General features: G+C 67.4%; 9 protein-coding genes and 1 pseudogene. 7 read left to right on the top strand and 3 right to left on the bottom strand.

Annotated elements, in window-relative coordinates; translation table 11 throughout:
- The first annotated feature begins 108 nt into the window (after positions 1 to 108).
- From kynB to JHD77_RS19800, 5 genes are all read left to right on the top strand, one after another.
- On the top strand, positions 109 to 750 hold the full coding sequence (gene kynB, locus JHD77_RS19780; protein WP_003088775.1) for a kynurenine formamidase KynB: 642 nt from the start codon (positions 109 to 111) through the stop codon (positions 748 to 750).
- Between the two features lie 3 nt (positions 751 to 753).
- A complete protein-coding gene (gene kynU / locus JHD77_RS19785) occupies positions 754 to 2,004 on the top strand; it encodes a kynureninase (RefSeq protein ID WP_003105320.1) in 1,251 nt (416 codons plus the stop codon).
- A gap of 155 nt (positions 2,005 to 2,159) precedes the next feature.
- A complete protein-coding gene (locus JHD77_RS19790) occupies positions 2,160 to 3,566 on the top strand; it encodes an amino acid permease (RefSeq protein ID WP_003088769.1) in 1,407 nt (468 codons plus the stop codon).
- Between the two features lie 285 nt (positions 3,567 to 3,851).
- Entirely contained in the window at positions 3,852 to 5,726 is a 1,875-nt protein-coding gene (locus JHD77_RS19795; RefSeq protein WP_031756585.1) for a (7S,10S)-hydroperoxide diol synthase, read from the top strand.
- A gap of 39 nt (positions 5,727 to 5,765) precedes the next feature.
- Positions 5,766 to 7,670 (top strand): 10S-dioxygenase, encoded by a 1,905-nt coding sequence (locus JHD77_RS19800; RefSeq protein ID WP_003105773.1) that lies wholly within the window; start codon positions 5,766 to 5,768, stop codon positions 7,668 to 7,670.
- Between the two features lie 36 nt (positions 7,671 to 7,706).
- On the opposite strand, the gene JHD77_RS19805 is transcribed toward JHD77_RS19800, so the two are convergent.
- Complete coding sequence (locus JHD77_RS19805; RefSeq protein ID WP_073668604.1) at positions 7,707 to 8,609, bottom strand: LysR family transcriptional regulator; 903 nt, start codon at positions 8,607 to 8,609, stop codon at positions 7,707 to 7,709.
- 513 nt (positions 8,610 to 9,122) lie between these two features.
- Here JHD77_RS19805 and JHD77_RS19810 point away from each other — a divergent pair.
- Complete coding sequence (locus JHD77_RS19810; RefSeq protein WP_003088759.1) at positions 9,123 to 9,332, top strand: hypothetical protein; 210 nt, start codon at positions 9,123 to 9,125, stop codon at positions 9,330 to 9,332.
- Between the two features lie 176 nt (positions 9,333 to 9,508).
- On the top strand, positions 9,509 to 11,170 hold the full coding sequence (locus JHD77_RS19815) for a hypothetical protein (protein ID WP_191519452.1): 1,662 nt from the start codon (positions 9,509 to 9,511) through the stop codon (positions 11,168 to 11,170).
- A gap of 28 nt (positions 11,171 to 11,198) precedes the next feature.
- Here the strand turns inward: JHD77_RS19815 and JHD77_RS19820 are convergent.
- Both JHD77_RS19820 and JHD77_RS19825 read right to left on the bottom strand, forming a co-directional pair.
- A pseudogene (locus tag JHD77_RS19820) lies at positions 11,199 to 11,402 on the bottom strand (nitrilase-related carbon-nitrogen hydrolase); the annotation flags it as partial.
- A 159-nt stretch (positions 11,403 to 11,561) separates the two neighbouring features.
- On the bottom strand, positions 11,562 to 14,156 hold the full coding sequence (locus tag JHD77_RS19825; RefSeq protein WP_020750573.1) for a bifunctional diguanylate cyclase/phosphodiesterase: 2,595 nt from the start codon (positions 14,154 to 14,156) through the stop codon (positions 11,562 to 11,564).
- Positions 14,157 to 14,318: the final 162 nt, after the last annotated feature.

Here is a 14,318-nt window from a genome sequence, read left to right on the forward strand (position 1 = left end):
GCTATCTTCGAATTTTGTGCGAACAGATTGCCATGCGACCTTGCATTTCGCACGAAAATTCTCCGAAATCTCGTTCATTATCATTCGCTGGACTTCCGGAGAAAAACAATGACTTCGCTCCGCTACTGGGACATCAGTCCCGCCCTCGACCCGAACACGCCGACCTGGCCCGGCGACACGCCGTTCCAGCAGGAATGGGCGGCGCGGCTGGACGAGCAGTGCCCGGTCAACGTCGGCCGGATCACCCTTTCGCCGCATACCGGCGCCCACGTCGACGGCCCCCTGCACTACCGCGCCGACGGCCTGCCCATCGGCCAGGTGCCGCTGGACGTCTACATGGGACCGTGCCGGGTGATCCACTGTATCGGCGCTAACCCGCTGGTGACCCCCGAACACCTCGCCGGCCAGCTCGACGACCTGCCCTCGCGGGTGCTGCTACGGACCTTCGAACGGGTCCCGGCGAACTGGCCGGAAGGCTTCTGCGCTATCGCTCCGGCCACCATCGAGTGCCTCGCCGAGCGCGGCGTCAGGCTGGTCGGCATCGACACCCCGTCGCTCGACCCCCAGCACTCCAAGACCCTCGACGCCCACCACGCTGTGGGCCGCCACGGCATGGCGATCCTCGAAGGCGTGGTCCTCGACGACGTGCCCGCCGGCGACTACGAACTGCTCGCCCTGCCGCTGAAATTCACCCACCTCGATGCCAGCCCGGTGCGTGCCGTGCTGCGCGCCCTGCCTACCGCGGAGTAACCGATGACCACTCGTGACGACTGCCTGGCGCTCGACGCCGGCGATCCCCTGGCCGACCTGCGCCAACTGTTCGCCCTGCCCGACGGCGTGATCTACCTCGACGGCAACTCCCTCGGCGCCCGCCCCCGGGCCGCCGTGGAGCGCGCCGCCGAAGTGGTCGCCGCGGAATGGGGCGAGGGGCTCATCCGCAGCTGGAACAGCGCCGACTGGCGCGGCCTGCCGGAGCGCCTCGGCGACAAGCTGGCGCCCCTGATCGGCGCGCGCGCCGGCGAAGTGGTGATCACCGACACCACATCGATCAACCTGTTCAAGGTGCTCAGCGCCGCCCTGCGGATCCAGAAGGAAGAAGCGCCAGGGCGCAAGGTGATCGTTTCCGAATCGAGCAACTTCCCCACTGATCTGTACATCGCCGAGGGCCTTACCGACATGCTCCAGCGCGGCTACCGGCTGCGCCTGGTGGATGACCCGGAGCAATTGCCGGCGGCGATCGACGCGGATACCGCGGTGGTGATGCTCAGCCATGTCAACTACAAGACCGGCTACCTGCACGACATGCGCGAGGTCACCCGCCTGGTCCACGAAAACGGCGCCCTGGCGATCTGGGACCTGGCCCACTCGGCCGGCGCGCTGCCGCTGGACCTGCACGCGGCCGACGCCGACTACGCCATCGGCTGCACCTACAAGTACCTCAACGGCGGCCCCGGCTCGCCGGCCTACGTGTGGGTCGCGCCGCGCCTGCGCGAGCGTGTCTGGCAACCGCTGTCCGGCTGGTTCGGTCATTCCCGCCAGTTCGCCATGGAGCCGCGCTACCAGCCCGGCGAAGGCATTACCCGGTTCCTCTGCGGCACCCAGCCGATCACCTCGCTGGCCCTGGTCGAATGCGGCCTGGATATCTTCGCCCGGACCGACATGCAGCGCCTGCGCGACAAGTCGCTGGCCCTCGCCGATCTGTTCATCGAATTGGTGGAAAGCCGTTGCGAACGCTTCGGCCTGACCCTGGTGACCCCGCGCGAGCATGCCCGGCGCGGCAGCCATGTCAGCTTCGAGCATGCCCAGGGCTACGCCATCGTCCAGGCCCTGATCGACCGGGGGGTAATCGGCGACTACCGCGAGCCGGGCATCCTGCGCTTCGGCTTCACCCCGCTGTACACCCGCTTCGTCGAGGTCTGGGATGCGGTGCAGGCGTTGCTGGAAATCCTCCAGAGCGAAGCCTGGAAAGAGCCGCGCTACCAGGTCCGGCACAAGGTGACCTGAGCCCCGCTCGCGCGGGCCGCGCCGGTATTCCCGGGGCGGCCCGCGAACACCCACCGCTCTCGCGCACAGGAGCCCGCGACCGGCACCCGCACATCGCCACCGACGTTCCCTCGGCAATTCATAAGAACCCCAATAAGATTCCAGAGGACATCCAGATGAACGACCCCCAGGGCTTCGAGGCCATCTCGCGCCGCGAACAGGGCCTGCAACGGCGGCTCTCGGCCGCGCAGATGAGCATGATCGCCATCGGCGGCGCCATCGGCACCGGCCTGTTCATGGGCAGCGCCTTCGCCATCGGTTTCGCCGGCCCCAGCGTCCTGCTCAGCTACGCCATCGGCGCGCTGATCACCCTGCTGCTGATGGGCTGCCTGGCGGAAATGACCGTGGCCCATGCCACCCCCGGCTCGTTCGGCGCCTTCGCCGAGCACTACGTCGGCCCGCTGGCCGGGTTCCTGGTGCGCTACGCCTACTGGGCGGCCATCGTCCTGGCGGTGGGCACCGAGGTCACGGCGGTGGCCATGTACATGAAGTACTGGTTCGCCGGTATCCCGGAATGGGTCTGGATCATCTCCTTCTCGACCCTGCTGATCGGCCTGAACGCCAGCAGCGTGAAAGCCTTCGGCAACTTCGAATACTGCTTCTCGACACTGAAGATCGCCGCCATCGTCGCCTTCATCCTGCTCGGCGCCTACCTGGTGTTCGGCTCCGCCAACCCGGCCTACGGCGTGCACAACTACAGCGCCCACGGCGGCTTCTTCCCGCACGGCCTGAAAGGCATGTGGATCGCCGTGGTGGTGTCGATCTTCAGTTATCTCAGCGTGGAGATGATCGCGGTCGCCGCCGCCGAGGCCGAGCATCCGGAACAGGCGGTGAAGTCGGCGTTCCGCTCGACCATCGTGCGCCTGGTGGTGTTCTACCTGCTGACCCTGGCGCTGATGCTCGCCATCGTCCCCTGGGACCAGGCCGGGCAGAGCCAGAGCCCGTTCGTCACGGTGATGCAGGCGATCGGCCTGCCCGGCGCCACCGGGGTGATGAACTTCGTGGTGCTGGTGGCCGCGCTGTCGGCGATGAACAGCCAGCTCTACATCACCACCCGGATGATGTTCAGCCTGTCGCGCGCGGGGCACGCGCCGAAGGGCCTCGGCGAACTGAGCCGCCAGGGCGTGCCGCTGAACGCGCTGCTGCTGTCGAGCGTCGGTATCGCCCTGGCGACCCTGCTCAACCTGGTCTACCCCGAGCAGTCCTTCACCCTGATGATGGCGGTGTCGATGTTCGGCGCCCTCTTCACCTGGCTGATGATCTTCTTCACCCACCTCTGCTTCCGCCGCCACCGCGCCCGCCACGGCGGCGCGCCGCTGGCCTTCCGCATGCGCCTGGCGCCCTGGTCGACATTGCTCGGCCTGGCGCTGATGGCGGCGATCCTGGTCACCACCTTCTTCACCGAGGCGTTCCGCATGACCCTGGTCTTCGGCGTGCCGTTCCTCGCGCTGCTCAGCGCACTCTACCTGGTCTTCGTCCGCAAGCCCGGCAGGGATTGTCCGATAGAACGGGCAACGCCCTAGGCGCTCTCCGCCCTGCGAACCTGGCGCGCAGGGCAAAGCCCGACCGGCGCGCCCTTTCCGGACCGGGCGGTTCCGTTTCCCATACCTTTTCCGTCGCACAAAAAGCATTACCCGCCGGCCGCCGCGACTCCGTAGCGTAGTGCCCAACCGGACGTTCCGGCCCGCGGCGCGCCGCGGCCGGCGCGCTCCCGTCAGGGACGAAGTGGCGGCACGCCCAGCCATCGAGCGCACTGCATCGCTCTGCCCTGTGGGGACGCAGACGTCGTCAGCCATGAGGGGAACACGATGCATCCGACCTTTTCGCGGGTCCTGCTGGCCGCCGCACTGGCCGCCGCCGGCAGCCCTGCCGTCGCCACCGAAATCCAGCTCGAGCAAGGCTGGAACGCCGAGCAACGCGCCTCCTGGTACGACGCCTCGCTCGGTTCGCGGCTGCTGCCGCTGGCCTGGGCCCAGGCGCTGGAGCGTCTGGACAGCGAGGAGCGCCTGTTCTCCGAAGACAACGCCCGGCGCCTCGGCTTTCCCCTGCGCAACTGGCAAGGCGGCGAACTGCGCCTGCCGCGCGGCTTCGCCCTCGACCAGCAGGACGACAGCCAGTTCTCCGACACCCGCCTGCGCTGGAAAGCCCGCCAGTCGTCCAGCGAACCCTGGGTCGGGCTGAATTGCGCCGGCTGCCACTCCACCGACATCAGTTACCGCGGCAGCGAACTGACCGTCGACGCCGGCGCCACCCTGGCCAACGTCCAGGCGATCTTCGACGAAGTGCTCGCCGCGCTGCGCCGCACCAGCGACGACGGCGACAAGTTCGCGCGCTTCGCCGGCAACGTCCTCGGCAGCGAGGACAGCCCGGCCAACCGCGAGCTGCTGAAGGCCGCCCTGGTCAAACGCGCGGCGCTGATCGACACCCTGCTGAGCATGTCCGCGACCGACCTGCAACCCGGCCCGGGGCGCCTCGACGCCACCGGCCAGTCACTCAACCGCGCGGCAATCAACTCCGGCGCCCGCCATCTGCAAGCGAACCCGACCGACGCGCCGACCAGCTTCCCGGCACTGTGGCACACGTTGCAGATGGACAAGCTGCAATCCAGCGGATTCGTGCCCAACGTCAAGGTCCTCGACCTCAACGGCCAGGTCTTCGACCTCGGCTACCTGGCCGGCGACATCGGCGTGGTCCAGGGCGACTACGGCGACGTGGTCAGCCATCCGCTGTCCGGCCTGGAGGGCTATATATCGAGCATCCGCGTGGACAACCTGACCCGTGTCGAGGGCCTGATCCACAAGCTCAAGGCGCCGGCCTGGCCGAGCCAGCTGTTCGGCGCCCCGGACAGCGCCAGGCTGGCCCAGGGCAAGCGCCTCTACGAGGAGAACTGCGCGGCCTGCCATGCGAGCATCGGCCGCGACGACCTGCAAACCCCGATCAAGGTCCGCCAGGTGCGCCTGAAGGCCCATGGCGACGACGCGCCGATCGGCACCGACCCGTGGATGGCCTGCAACACCTTCACCTTCAGCAGCCCCAGCGGCAACTACTTCGGCCTGTTCCGACCGTCCCTCGGCACCCCCAGCGGCGTCGGCATCGTCGGGCGGACTTCGAAGATCGCCGACATGCAGGTCCCCGAGGTGTTCCAGATCATGCTCGGCAAGAAAGGCCAGCTGGCCGACGGCATCGCCGAGATCATCCACGCCATCGTCACCGGGCAGCAGACCCTGCCCGGCTCCAACAGCCTGCAAGCGGTGCCCGCCGGACAATTGCTGCTGGCCGGCGCCGCCCCTGCCGACAGCCAGGCGCAGAGCCTCGCCGCCGGCGAAGTCCCCACCGACAAGAGTGCGCGCAAGGACTACTGCCTGAATACCGAGCATCCATTCCTCGGCTACATCGCTCGCCCGCTGAACGGCATCTGGGCCACCGCACCCTACCTGCACAACGGTTCGGTGCCGTCGCTGTACGACCTGCTGCTGCCCCAGGAGCAACGGCCGGCCACCTTCTACACCGGCAGCCACGAGTTCGATCCGAGCCGGGTCGGCTACCTCACCGCGCCCGGCCCGGACAACGCCTTCCTTTTCGACACCCACCTGGAAGGCAACTCCAACGCCGGCCACGACTTCGCCCGCGAGTACGACGAAAGCCAGCGCCTGGCGCTGCTCGAATACCTCAAGACCCTGTGAGCCGGCCTCGCCCACATGCCCAATAGAGAGAACCGCCCGATGCCCCTATCGCGACTCAGCCTTGCCATCCTTTCCGTCCTCGCCGGTGCCCCGGCATTCGCCGACGACAGCGGCGTCGACCTCGACCAGGGCTGGAACCAGACCCAGAAGACCGCCTGGCTGGAAGCCGGCCAGGGCTCGCGGATGCTGCCGCTGGCCTGGCTGGTGGCGCTGGAGCAGCGCGCCAGCGAAGAACCGCTGATGTCCGATGCGCTGATCCGCCAGTACGGCTATGTCCCGCACACCCTCGGCGGTTCCAGCGTGAAGGTGGTGCAGGGCTACGCGGTCGACCGCAGCGACGACAGCGACCTGACCTTCACCAAGCTGCGCTGGAAAGCCCTGCAGGGCTCCAGGGAACCCTGGGTCGGACCGACCTGCAGCATGTGCCACACTTCGCACATCAGCTACCAGGGCACCCAGCTGACCGTCTACGGCGGGCAGACCATGGGCGACCTCGCCGGCTTCCAGCTGGAGATCCTCGGCGCCCTGCAGAGCACCCGCGCCGACACCGCCAAGTTCGAGCGCTTCGCCCGCAAGGTGCTCGGCGCCGACGGCCTGGTCAGCGGCTACAACGACGCCAACAAGGCGCGCCTGCAAGCAGCTCTGGACGCCACCATCGTGCGCCTGCGCGACGGCTCGCACTTCAACCTGCCGCACGATCCCGAGTTCGGCCCGGGGCGCCTGGATGCCATCGGTTCGATCTTCAACTCGGTGGGCTACGAACTGCACGCCGACGAGCAGATCTACGGCGCCGAGGACGCCCCCGTGAGCTATCCGTTCCTGTGGAACGTACCGCAGCTGGACCGCGTGCAGTGGACCGGCTTCAACCCGAACCACATCAACGTGGTCGACATCGACAACCGCAAGTTCGACGTCGGCGCCCTGGCGCGCAACGCCGGCGAGGCGGTCGGGGTATTCGCCGACGTCAAGGTGCTCAGCCCGATCCAGTCGGCGCTGCACATCGGCTACCCGTCGAGCATCAACGTCGACAACCTGATCCGCATCGAAGACCAGCTCGGCCAGTTGAAACCGCCGGCCTGGCCGAACCAGCTGTTCGGCGCCCCGGAGCCGGCCAGGGTCGCCGAGGGCCGCGAGCTGTACCGGCAACATTGCTCCAGCTGCCACACGCCGCTGGACCGCAACGACCTGCGGACCCCGGTGAAGACCGTGCTCACCCACCTGCAGGCGCGCGGCGAGGTCGCGCCGATCGGTACCGACCCGTGGACCGCCTGCAACAGCATCGCCCAGCTGAAGACCGGCTACGTGCGCGGCAAGCCCTACCTGTCCTTCGTCGGCACTGGCCAGCGCGGTTTCTACGGCAAGCAGGCCTATGCGGTGGACGTGCTCCAGGAAGTGGTGGTCCAGGCCCTGGCCGCGCGCGGCCTGAGCGTCGCCCTGGGTGCCTTCCAGACCGCCGCCCTGGGCATCTTCGACGGGCAGTTGCCGCCGCTGATCAGTCCGGTGCCGGACAGCCCCGACGCCGACAGCGCCGAAGCGACCGCCGCGGACGCGCCAGGCGCCCTGCTCCTGGCCGAAAACGTCGCGGCCGGCAGCGACAAGGCCCGGCGCCTGGAGCAGTGCTTGACGATGACCAGCGACCTGATGGCCTACAAGGCGCGCCCGCTGAACGGTATCTGGGCCAGCCCGCCCTACCTGCACAACGGCTCGGTGGCGACCCTCTACGACCTGCTGCTGCCGCCGGACCTGAGGCCGCGGACCTTCTATACCGGCAGCGTCGAGTTCGACCCGGTCAACGTCGGCTACATCACCGATGCCGGCGGCGCCAACCGCTTCCTCTTCGACAGCGGCAAGCCGGGCAACGCCAATGGCGGCCACGACTACGGCAACGCGCAGTTCAACGAGCAGCAGCGCCGCGCCCTGGTCGAGTACATGAAGACCCTCTGAAGCCCCTCGCGCGGCCGGCGCTCCCGGCCGCGTCCCTCAACCGGCGGCGACCCGCCGCGCGGTCTCGACGAAGCATTCGAACTGGGTGTCGCTGGCGCGAAGCCGCGAAGTCGGCGACACCGCCAGCCCCACCGGCAGGCGGAAGCCTTCGTTGACCGCCGCCGGCAGAGCGGTGAAGGCCACCCCCGGATAGGCGAACTTGGTCAGCGACAACGGCAGGAAGGCGAAGCCGTCGCCGCTGGCGACCTGGGCCAGGAGAATGCTCAGGTCGTTCGGCCGCACGCTGCGCCGGGGCGCGAAGGCGACGGCATCCATCGCATCGTTCATGAACTGGCTGTAGGCGGGAAACAGCGAGTCCTTCGGTACCAGCAGCGGCTCGCCAATCAGGTCGTTCAGCGACCAGTCGGGCGCCAGTCGCCGGTGCAGGGTTTCCGACAGGGCGATGACGTGCTCGTAGCTGCCGATCTCCATCAGCTCGTATTCGCGCACCACCTTCGGCGGCGCGCCGATGATCGCCGCGTCCAGGGACGACTCGCGGACCAGGCTGAGCAGGTCCAGCGATGGCGCCCAGGATGGCGAAACGGCGCTGCACACCCGCGCTTCCTTCAGTTGCCGGGCCAGCTCGCCGGACCAGCCGGGATCGAGGTAGCGGCTGAAACCGATGTGCAACTGGCGGTCGTCGCCGTCGCCGATGTCGCGGGTCAGCGCCTTGGCCTCGGCGATGATCTTCACCGCGCGGCAATGCACCACCCTGCCCACTTCGGTCAGGCTCACCCCGGCCGGACCGCGGACGAACAGCGCCTCGCCGATGTGCGCTTCGAGCGCCTGGATCTGCCGCGACAGCGACGGCTGCGAAACGTGCAGCACCTCGGCGGCCTGGCCGATGCTGCCGTACTCGGCGACACAGGCGAAATACATCAGCTGGCGCAACGAAGGCATCGCCTTCGACCAATTGATGATCGGGAAACTGGCATCGGTCACGGACATTGCGTACATACCCCTCGCTGGCAACACGGGTCGGATCGGCACGGACAGGGAAACCCCGGGACGGCGCGACGAGCGACCGCCGGCCGCCTTCATCCGAAAGCCGTTTCGCGGCAGAAGAACGAAAGATAGGTAGCGGAGATGACAGGAAGCGCGACGTTCGGGTCCGGGACGCTCTTCATGGACGGCGTCTTGTTCCCGCGCCGCCAGTATAGCCAGGCGGCATGGGGAACTGGCCATGCGGCGCGCCACCACCGCGGGCCACCCTCGCCGTTCGGATAGGTCCCCTTGCCAGGTCGGTCCGAAGCTGCCGGGGGCTATCGAAAGCGCTGCGCCGTGGGCACCGGCCACGAACGCAGGCCACCCCGTCGGCAGCGGCTGAACCGCTTCGTCTTTTCGTGAACCGCTTCCGTGTCGGCGGAGCGCCAGGGGGGCTACGCTGAGTTTTTCAGGATCAGGACTACCGCCATGCTGGATCACGACTTGACTGTCGCCCTGCTCTGCCGTCTCAACCAGAACCAGAGTGCCCTCGGCATGGCCCTGGAGGAGCTGGCGATCTGGGCGAAGCGCCATGAAGGCGGCGAAACCTACGATGTCGTCATGAACCACCTGCAGACCCTGGAGCGCAACGCCGATTTCGTCGCCGAGGCCATCGTCGTCCTGATGGCGGATCGCTGAAGCGCGCCGGACCCGTACTAGCGGACAAGCCTGCGCGGTACGCTGGGCACGGCACGCAGTAAAATCTTCAAGATTTTTCTTACAAGGCAATAGGACTCGTCCAAGTTACCTCGCCCATAGCTCCCGGTACCCTCGCCCGTTACATCTTTCAAGCACCAACGGGATCTCCAGGGCTTATGCTTCTTCGAACCATCAGTGTGGAAACTGCCGAGCAGACGGAACTGAATGCGGCCTTGTTGTGTGGTTTCGCCATTCCCGCCAGCGACCGCAACTTCATCGCCTACAGCCTCAACGAACAGGTCGACGAAAACGACTCGCGCGTCTACATCGCCTCCCTGTTCAAGACCGACGACGGCTTCCGCCTGGGCCGTCTCGACACCGACGAGGCCTGCGAGGCGGCCATCCAGGTGTTCCGCCAACTGGTCCGCGAAGCCACCACCGGCAATCGCCGGACCAGCGATCTGGCCTACCACCTCATCGACCTGCAGGACGCGGCCATCGCCCCCTCGCGGCGGGAAGAACACCGCTCCCTGGTGCTCGAACGCGAATGGGTGATGAAGCTCGTCACCTTCGAGTCCCCCCATGGCTACGGCCCCGCCCTGGATGGCGAGGAACCCTGCGCGGAAGTCCCGCCGCTCGTCCAGGAGGCCCTTTTCGAAGACGCCGCTCCCGATGTCCTCGCCGAAGACGATGCGGACGAGACCACGGACGGGCCGGCGGAGCCCATCGACGAGCCCGAGGCGGCGGAAGACGAAACCGTCACCGAGGCCGGATGCGTCGAGCCCGAGCCGCGGCCGGAGGCGGAAACGGCAGCGCCCGAGGGTGGGGCGCCAGCCGAGTTCGCGGCGAAAGCGGAGCAGTCCGCCAAGGTAGCGGATGCCGAGGCCATCGGCGCCTTCGTCGACAACGCCAGTCATCTTCGCGAGGAGCTTGCCGACCTGACGCAGATGCTCCACCCCGCGCTGCACGCCGCCGACGCCACGGGCAGCGCCAACCTTCCGTCTCCAGACGCCGCCGAGGAATCCTCCATGCCCCCGAGCCCCTCCCCCCTCGCCCCACCCGCGCCGGAACCGGTATCGGCCAGGGTCCCCAGCCTGTCGCTGCGCCTCCGGGTGCCGCCCGCACGCCTGGCCGGCGCCGAGGGCGGGGCCAACGCCAGAGAGGCGCCCACCCAGGCCGCCGCCGTCATTCGCCAACCCGAGGATGAAGCCCACGTGGATACGGATACCGCGCTCGATATCGGCAACGATACCGAGCATCTGCTACAGGACGTGCAGGGCACCCTGGCCGACCTCGCCGGCATGGCCCAGCAACTGAGCCAGCAGAAGCAGGAAGCGCTCAAGCAGCAGGAGTCGCTGGAGTCGCTCCAGACGCAACTGCACGAGAAGGAGCGGCAATTGCAGGAAAAGGAAAAGCAGCTCCGGCAGTGGCACAAGCGCCTGCAGGACGACCGCCAGGCGCTGGAGCGGGAAACCGAGCAGAGCAACCGTCTCCTCGCCGAGCGCAGCGCGGCCCTGCAACAACTCGCGGAAAGCGTCGAAGCCCGCGAGCGCAGCAGCGCGCGGCGAGCCGAAGTACTGCAGATCGAACAGGAACGCCTCGAAGAGTTGCGCAGCCAGCAGAACCTGCGCCAGGCCGAACTGGAAAAGCGCGAAGCCAGCGTCCAGCAGCGCAGCCTGGAACTCGGCGAGCGCTTCAAGAAGCTGGAAAGCGCCCGCGAGAAGTTGGCGCAGATCGTCAAGGGTTTCAACGAGACCGTACAGTTCAATACCGCTCTGCACGCCATCAGTCATACCGGGTTGAAGCGCCAGGAAGAGAGCGCAGCCGAACTGGAATAAGGTTCTCCTCCGGCAAAAGGGCGCGGCGCCGATACTGGCCCGCGCCCTTTTTCATTCGCCCAGCTGCGCCTGGCCGCTCGCCCTTGGGACGCGGTGCCGCCGGCCAGTTCACCGGCGCGCAGAGCAGTTGTGCGCCGGACAGCGCCGGCAGGCGCACCCATTCGGGAAACTCCAGGTCGTAGCAGACCATCACCGCGATTCGCCCGAAGCGGGTGGCGACCACCGGCGCTGGCCCTGGCACAAGGCCATGGAAAGGACGGAGTGTCGGCAAGCGAAGACGGGAAGGGAATCAGTCAGGTCAAATAATCAGTTGAGCATTCTCTGAACCATACGCAGGGCGTTCGCTGAACCGAGGGCCGCTGAGGCTCCGCGTGGTCTCTTCTGCCCCCGCTCAAGGGCGGCGCGCAGCATGGCCCTCGGCGGAAACCTGTGGCGCCTGGGTCTGCCCCGCCTCGCGCTCCAGCAGATCGCGCAGGCGCTGCGCATCCAGCGGCCGGCTGAGCAGGAACCCTTGCAGTTCGTGGCATTGCTCGTCGCGCAGGATATGCATCTGCCCTTCGGTCTCCACGCCCTCGGCGGTGACCCGCAGGTTCAGGGCGTTGCCGAGATTGATGATGGCCTGCACGATCGAACGGTCGCGCCCGGTCTTCTCCATGCTGGCGACGAAGCGCTTGTCGATCTTGATGCTGTCGAAGGGATAGGTGCGCAGGTAGCCGAGCGAGGAATAGCCGGTACCGAAGTCGTCCATGTTGAGGCGGACGCCCAGCTCCTTGAGGGCCGTCATGGTCCGCAGCGCGCCATCGACATCGTTGAGCATGACGTTCTCGGTCACCTCCAGCTCCAGCCGGCGAGCATCCAGGCGGGCCAGGCGCAGGGCCTCGCGCACCTGCCAGACGATATCGCCGGTCATGAACTGCGCCGGCGACACGTTCACCGAGACCATCACCTCGCCTGGCCAGCTGGCGGCGGTGGCGCAGGCCTCGCGCAGCACCCAGTTGCCGATCTGCACGATCAGGTCGCTTTCTTCCGCCAGGCCGATGAACTCGTCCGGGCCGATCAGCCCGCGGCGCGGATGGTTCCAGCGGATCAACGCCTCCGCCGAGGCGATCGTCTGTTCCTGCGCCAGGAAACGCGGCTGGTAGTACAACTCGAACTCGCCGTTCTGCAAGGCGGCGCGCAACTCGGTCTCGCGCAGCTTCTTCTCGGCGAGATGGGAGTCCATCGCTTCCAAGTAGAAACGCCAGGTATTGCGCCCCGCGGCCTTGGCCTCGTACATCGCCACGTCGGCGCAACGCAGCAGGCCCCGCGGATCGCCGCCGTGCTCCGGCGCCAGGGCCACGCCGATGCTGGCGCCGACATGGAAGCTGTGCCCTTCGTAGGCGACCTCGCGGTTGATCACGTCGATCAGCCGGCTACAGAACTTCTCGATTTCCAGCTTCGACGACACGTGGGTACTGACCACCACGAACTCGTCGCCGCCGAGCCGGGCAACCATGTCCTGGTCGCGGGTCGAGGCGCGCAGCCGTTCGGCGATGGCGTAGAGCACCGCATCGCCGGCGGGATGGCCGTGCTGGTCGTTGATCGGCTTGAAGCGGTCGAGGTCGAGCATCAGTACCGCTACCGGCGACTTGCCAGCCTTTTCCGCCAGCAGGCGTTCGAGGAACTGGAACAGCTTGTTGCGGTTCGGCAGGCCGGTCAGGGCATCGTGCAGGGACAGATGCTGGATCTTCGCATGGGCTTCGACCTCGTCGGTGATGTCGGCCGCCGTGCCGCGATAGCCGCTGGCGACGCCGTTGCGGATCGCGCTGGCGCTCAGCTTGCCGACCCGAGCCTGGCCCTGGCTGTCGCGGAAAGCGCAGACCAGGCTGGACGGCGCACCGGCATCGGGCAGCCCTTCCAGCCACTTGACGATGTTCACCGTATCGCTATCCAGCAACTCGTCCAGCCGCCGCCCGATCCAGGCCTCCGGCTGGTAGCCGGTGACGTCGCGGAAGCGCACGGAGAGATAGGTGAAGACGAAATGCCCGTCGACTTCCCAGATCCAGTCCGAGGCCGCCTCGGCTATCGACTTGAAACGTTCCTCGCTGGCCAGCAGGGCCTGGTTGCTGCGTTTCAGGACCTTCTGCTGGCGATCCACCGCGCGGGCGTTGAGCACGGCGCTGCGGCTCAGCCAGAACAGCAGCCCGGCGGCGAGCACGAAGATTCCCAGCAGCGGCAACGCGGTCTCCCGCAGCATGGCGCTACCCGGACGCGACGACACCCAGGCCAGGCGATGGGGAGTGCCCTCCAGGGCAAGGCTTTCCTTGTCGCCCGCCGCGCCGCCGGCCAGCAGGTGCAGGTTGGCGATGCCGTAGTCGCCGCCGAGCTTGGCCAGCTTCACCGGGGTCAGCCGGTCGACGAAGACCATCACCGAGGCCTTGGCCAGGTCGATGGGCGCATGATCGCTGGTGGGCTTGATCGCCGAGGCGACCAGGATCGCCGGTGCGCCGTCGAAGTCGACGTAGCGGCTGATCGCCGCCTCGTCCACCGCGGCGCGGCGGGCGGCGCTGAGGATGTCTCCGGCATCGGCGCCCAGCGAGTCGGCCAGCGAGCGTTCGGAAAGCTCGCCCTCGAGCATGGCGTAGCGAGTGCCACGGTCGTCGATGACGAAGACGCCGTCGTAGCCATTGGTGGTGTAGAGCACCGAGCCGAGGTTGTTCTTGGTGAAGGCCCAGTCCACGTCGACCCGGTTTCCCAGATAGACGTAGGCGTCGGTCCAGAAGGAATAGGTGGTGGAGAACTGCTCGGAATTTTTCCGGCGATTCTGCAGCGCCTTTTCCACGTAGAAATGGCTCTGCTCGATGGCGATGTCGTCCTGGTGCCTGGCGATGTGCAGGATCGCCCAGCCGCATGCACCGAGGGCGAGGAAAAGGGCGGCCAGGAACATTAGGAGATGCTTGGAGACCTGGGAGACTGCGGTACCGCTGGCAATCGCTGAAGCAAGCATCGATTCGCCATCCTTGTGACCGTATAGGTGCGGGCCTTGGTCACTGTCTTATAGTTAAGCATCCAGGGGGCGTCAAAAACCCCGCTTGGCAAGCGCATCGGCGCCGAAGATGCGGCTGCCGCTCCCGCAAAGGCGCGCGCCGCCGCTGGCCTCGGCGGCGCG

Origin of the sequence: Pseudomonas sp. P20 (genome assembly GCF_016463925.1) — a bacterium.
Taxonomy (GTDB): domain Bacteria; phylum Pseudomonadota; class Gammaproteobacteria; order Pseudomonadales; family Pseudomonadaceae; genus Pseudomonas; species Pseudomonas aeruginosa.

Bases quoted from the DNA above. Each gene is read 5' to 3' on its own strand.
- JHD77_RS19790 (WP_003088769.1), top strand. From the start codon at position 2,160: ATGAACGACCCCCAGGGCTTCGAGGCCATCTCGCGCCGCGAACAGGGC.
- JHD77_RS19810 (WP_003088759.1), top strand. From the start codon at position 9,123: ATGCTGGATCACGACTTGACTGTCGCCCTGCTCTGCCGTCTCAACCAG.
- JHD77_RS19795 (WP_031756585.1), top strand. From the start codon at position 3,852: ATGCATCCGACCTTTTCGCGGGTCCTGCTGGCCGCCGCACTGGCCGCC.
- JHD77_RS19800 (WP_003105773.1), top strand. From the start codon at position 5,766: ATGCCCCTATCGCGACTCAGCCTTGCCATCCTTTCCGTCCTCGCCGGT.
- kynU (WP_003105320.1), top strand. From the start codon at position 754: ATGACCACTCGTGACGACTGCCTGGCGCTCGACGCCGGCGATCCCCTG.
- JHD77_RS19805 (WP_073668604.1), bottom strand. From the start codon at position 8,609: ATGCCTTCGTTGCGCCAGCTGATGTATTTCGCCTGTGTCGCCGAGTAC.
- JHD77_RS19815 (WP_191519452.1), top strand. From the start codon at position 9,509: ATGCTTCTTCGAACCATCAGTGTGGAAACTGCCGAGCAGACGGAACTG.
- kynB (WP_003088775.1), top strand. From the start codon at position 109: ATGACTTCGCTCCGCTACTGGGACATCAGTCCCGCCCTCGACCCGAAC.
- JHD77_RS19825 (WP_020750573.1), bottom strand. From the start codon at position 14,156: ATGCTTGCTTCAGCGATTGCCAGCGGTACCGCAGTCTCCCAGGTCTCC.